Origin of the sequence: Aestuariivirga sp. (assembly GCF_046093005.1) — a bacterium.
In the GTDB taxonomy this organism is placed as follows: domain Bacteria; phylum Pseudomonadota; class Alphaproteobacteria; order Rhizobiales; family Aestuariivirgaceae; genus Aestuariivirga.
In genome coordinates this window covers 1-4,901 of sequence record NZ_JBJTER010000185.1, presented here as the reverse complement: position 1 = coordinate 4,901, position 4,901 = coordinate 1, and the positions used below count along the sequence as shown (strand labels likewise).

Annotated in this window: 4 protein-coding genes; 1 reads left to right on the top strand and 3 read right to left on the bottom strand. The window is 59.6% G+C overall.

The window, feature by feature from the left end:
• Nucleotides 1–100: 100 nt before the first annotated feature.
• Nucleotides 101–1,687, bottom strand: a complete 1,587-nt coding sequence (locus ACKOED_RS15715; protein WP_408917571.1) for a hypothetical protein — start codon at nucleotides 1,685–1,687, stop codon at nucleotides 101–103.
• Between the two features lie 264 nt (nucleotides 1,688–1,951).
• A complete protein-coding gene (locus tag ACKOED_RS15710; RefSeq protein ID WP_408917570.1) occupies nucleotides 1,952–2,527 on the bottom strand; it encodes a nucleotidyltransferase family protein in 576 nt (191 codons plus the stop codon).
• A gap of 299 nt (nucleotides 2,528–2,826) precedes the next feature.
• Between ACKOED_RS15710 and ACKOED_RS15705 the strand changes: the two genes are divergently transcribed.
• A complete protein-coding gene (locus ACKOED_RS15705) occupies nucleotides 2,827–3,066 on the top strand; it encodes a phosphatase PAP2 family protein (protein WP_408917569.1) in 240 nt (79 codons plus the stop codon).
• Nucleotides 3,067–3,177: 111 nt separating this feature from the next.
• Here ACKOED_RS15705 and hrpB read toward each other — a convergent pair.
• On the bottom strand, nucleotides 3,178–4,901 hold a 1,724-nt coding region (hrpB, locus tag ACKOED_RS15700; protein WP_408917568.1), incomplete at its 5' end, for an ATP-dependent helicase HrpB.

Here is a 4,901-nt window from a genome sequence, read left to right as displayed (position 1 = left end):
CCCTCTCGATGACAAATGGCTCGAAAAACGCCCATTCCTTGTCCGACATCAACCCGCGAACCATCGCTGTTCTCCGCAAAGAACAGCCTTGAATCAGAAATCACGTGATTTGTGAATCCACTTTGTCAACACCACCTAGTTTGTCAGCCATCTTTGAATCCCAGAACTCAATGACGTCCAAGTTGCGCTTGGTCCGCTCACCAGTATACTGTGATAAATCAAGCATATAAGCATCATATACACGCCCCGTCCTATCTCGGACAGTCACTCGCGAGCTAATGTGGTGTATAAACTTGAGATCTACTAGCTCACCTATTTTCTCGACTTCCGAACCGCGATAGTCTTTATCAATAAGAAAGCAATTTGAGTTATTCGCATCTATGCAATGGGTTCTAATCCGCCCGAATAACTCCATCAAGTCCTTTTGTTCTTGAGTTGGCGCATCAGCATTAAATTCCTCACGTTTGTTTGCATCGTTTTCACCAGCCGCGACGTTCACGTCTTCTGCGCCGATTTTTGGTCCTCTCGCGTTTTCCTCGTTAGCTATTCTTTCTCTCGCGATAGAGATGGACCTTCGAAAAGACGTAAGAAAGTCTCGTGCAACGCCTCCACTGGCAAGCACCAGCCGATCTCTCGCCCCATTCGTGATGATATCATTCAACTTAATTGACTTCTCCAAACAGAACTGCTCAAGCACTCTGAACAGAAATCTCTTTGTTAATTGATACTTTTCTAGCGTGACATCAAGGTCGATATCATCAGCATCATCGCCAATCTTCATTCCACGTGGCGGATCACCGCTCAAGTAGTATCTCGTTCTGTGTCGAATAGTGCCAATCTTGAGCCAAATCCCAGTACCCTTGCAAACTCGATGAAGGTAGTCAATGACATCAGCTTGGCTAGCGGTCCTGATGTGATAAAGATCGTCAATCAGGACATATCCCTGATTACCCGCATAGCGAGACAAATCACTCAGAAGCCGCTTTATCTCAATGATCATCCGGTGTAATGTCTCGATTTTTTTTGACGTATATTCTTGAACCAGCGATCTAGCAAGAGTATTAGCATCACTACCAGAAAGTGCGCCACTCGAAGATAGCCCGCTTCCCATAGCCTCGACTTTCCCACTGACAGAAACATCTAACTTACGCCTTCTTTCAATCGACTCTTCGTCTGTTAGTTTTGATACCGCCTCAGAGGCAGAGAATAGAAGCTTATTCAGTTCACAACTTAGGTTTCCCACTCTCTCCCGAAGAATAGTCGCTTCCTTGCGATTAAGTGACTTTGTTTCAGGTGTCTTTCCAAAGAGTCGCCTCCAGAAGTTTGCTTTGTTGGCTGGAGCAACTGCTGTTGTGCTCAACCATTCATCGAATCCATTCATTATCTTGAGTAGTACACTTACTAAGACATCAGGATAACTATGGCCCTTGAATTCCTCCATATCAACAAACACCACAGGATTCCGATTTATCGCAGCTTCGGTTTCAATTTTGTGGAGCAAGCTGGATTTGCCAGAACCACGTCGCCCAAACACGATGTGATGCCGCTTCGCCATTGCTCTGTCGAGCACGCCTTGGGCAGGCTCAAGAAAGTACTTTACGCCAGAAGCCGAAGATCGGGTGGCTTCTTCTATCAGCTTCGCCAACGCCTGCACTTCTCTCGAATCAAGATCCTTTTGCTTGGTCAAGAGCACACCTCATATATTGTATTAAGCATAAAGCTACAGCATCTACCTCTTCGTCAAGTTCAGATTGCATGGTTGCAACGACTTATTTGTGGTTGTTACCTGTGATGTCAAATTTCGTTAGACGAAGCGAGAACGCTTTGCACGTCTTGAGTATCTGCCATTGCGAAGGTTACTCTGGGCTTTGCGGAAGCAGAGTACCCTCGTCTGGCACGTGCCGCCTCCTCTTCTCCCATCCGCTCCACCAAAAGGAGACGGAACGACGTGTCACCCGGCCTCGTCACCCTCCTCCACAATCCGCAGCCACGGCCAGCGGGCGCGGTAGTGTTCGGCCTTGGCGCGCCATTGCCGGGGCTGCGGCAGCAGCGGGTTGATTCGCAGAATGCCCGCCTCGAGATCGGCAAAGCCATCGGGTGCGAAGACCTCGCCGTCGGCCACAGCGATGCCCACGCAGGTGCAGCGCACCAGATAGCGCGACATGCCGTCCTTCGCCGAATGGAGCTGCGGATAATCATCCCCGAAGCGCGCGCTGTACCACAGATGTACGCGGGCCTGGTTCTTCACCTCCACCGGAATGCCCAGCTGTTCCGCCAGCGGCGCCACGCGGCGGATCACCGCGTCCTCCGCCTCCCAGGACAGGTCCGCGCCGTCGAAATAGAACACGTCATAGTCCTTGATGTTCTCCGCCACCGGGCGGCCGCTCCGCAGGTTCCACAGGGTCTGAAACAGGCAACCCGCCGTCATGTAGCATTGCGGCAGGCCCAGCGGGCGCAAACCATCCATGAGCCGCGCATTGTGCGGGTTGGACAGCGCAATCTCCCGGAAGGTGGCGGCGTCGAGCATGGGGCCAGCCTAATCCGATTCGGGCGGCAGCGGTTTTCCCCCATCCCCAACCGGTGTATCCTTCCGCCTGATGCCAGAGAGGAACATCATGACGGCAATCACCCGCCGCGCCGTGATCGGCGCCACCGTGGCCTTGGCCCTTGGGCTTGCCGCGCCCGCCCGTGCCGAACAGGGCCAGCCCTATTTCGGACCCGAGGCGGTGGACCTCAGCGTGCTGCTGGTGCCGCCGCCGGCCACCGGCTCCGCCATCACGCGGATGGAGCTCGCCGACCTGAAGGCGCTGCAGGCCGCCGCTCACCGTGGCGCTCACCCAGCGCATGCTCGATACCGTGGAGGCGGTGACAGCGCCCGCCAAGCGCTTCTTCGCCCGCCCTCGCCCGCCGCTGGAGGACGCCACCATCACGCCGCTGATCAAGCTGCCGGACTCGCCCGCCTACCCGTCCGGCCACGCCACCTTCGCCACGGCCACCGCCATCGTGCTCTCCGCCATGGCGCCGGAGAAGCGCGCCGAGCTGCGCGCCGCCCTGGGGCTGAACTAGGCGCCCCGCCCGAAAAGTCTTCACAATGTCAATCAGCAAACGTCCCCTCCGCCCCTTGCGGAACGAAGGAATGTATTGCTATCACGGACTAGGATTAAAGTCAAGCCCTGTTTATCGCAGCTGCCGCGGCTTCACCGGGGCGGCGGCCAGCGGGTCTTCCGGCCAGGCGTGCTTGGGGTAACGGCCGCGCATGTCGGCGCGCACCGAAGGATAACCGTTGGTCCAGAAGGTTTCGAGCGACTGGGTGACGGCAAGCGGACGACCGGCAGGCGAAAGCAGTTCGATGCGCAGCGGACTTCGCCCCCCGGCAATCGCCGGGGTGCGGGCCAACCCGAACATCTCCTGCAGGCGCACGGCGAGTACCGGTTCATCGGCGGTGTAGTCGATCCGGATCCGTGATCCCGAGGGCACTTCAATCGTCTCTGGCGCCTGCTTGTCGAGACGCTTGCGCCGGTCCCAGTCGAGCATGGCCGAAAGAACCTCGCACAGGTCGAGGCGTTGCAGGTCTGATGCCCTCGACATGCCACCGAGAAACCCTGCAAGCCAGGTCTCCAGACTGTCGAGAAGCGCCTCGTCGGTCATCGACGGCCATCCGCCTTCGGGGTCGACCCTGTGCATGAATGCAAGGCGCGCCCTGACACTGGTCGCTTCCGGCGTCCATGGCAGGCAACCCATCCCGAGGGACCTTATGCCCTGCAGCAGGGCCGTGGTGACCATCTCCGGCGGCGCATCGCGCAGGGGGCGATCCGACAGGACCAGCTCGTGGAGCATCCGCTCCTCGACGGCCGTCACTCCACGGTCGCGGGCGTTCCATTCGACGCGGCGGCGGGTGGCCACGTGCGCTGCGAACAGGTTCTCGATGTCTGGCAGGGACAGGGGGGCGGCCTGATATATGCGCGCGTTTGCGCCCGCCCCGTCGAGTGCGGCGATCGCGAGGAAGGGCTCATTGGCGAGGGCGTCTGCCTCGGACATCGTTGCGCCGCGTCCGCTGGCCATCCTGAAGCTGGCCGGTCCCCGCCGGCGTGCCACGCGCTCGGGATAGGCGAGGGCGGCCAGGCTGCCGGCTGCAGCGGGTTGTACGTCGCTGCGCGGCAGGCGGAGAGACGCGCTCCAGGTGCGGGCCTGTTCGCGGGCGCGCGCCAGCGCGCCCCGGTCCGTGTGGGTGTCCGGCTTGCCTGCGAAGGTTTCAAGTCGCGTGCGCAGGTCGGTGTCGCGCGTGCGGATGATGTCGCGCTCGGAGAGGATCGCTGCCAGTGCCACGGCCGTCGTTCCAAGTCCGAGTTCGCTGCCCTTGATCATCATGTGCGCGAGGCGCGGGTGCGCGCCAAAGGCGAGGCAGCCTCGGCCGTGTGCCGTGATGCAATTGCCGGCGTCGAGCGCGTCGAGTTCGCGCAGGAGTTCGCGTGCTTCGGCGAAGGTGCCCTTGGGTGGCTGGTCAAGCAGGCGCAGCCGCGCGGGATCGCCTTCGCCCCAGGCGGCGAGTTCAAGCGCAAAGGGCGCGAGGTCGCTCGTCAGGATCTCGGGTGGCGTAAAAGGGGCGAGTGCACGGGTCTCGGGCTCTGCCCAGAGGCGATAGCATGTGCCCGGCGCCACGCGGCCTGCACGGCCGCGGCGCTGGTCAGCGGACGCCTGCGAGACGCGCTGGGTGACGAGGGCTGTCATGCCGGTTGCAGGCTCGTAGCGGGCAAGTCGCTGGAGGCCTGAGTCCACGACGACGCGTATGTCCTCGATGGTCAGGCTGGTCTCGGCGATGGCGCTGGCCAGAACGATCTTTCGCAGTCCGTCCGTGCGTGGCCTGATGGCACTGTCCTGGTCCTGCGGGGACATGTTGCCGT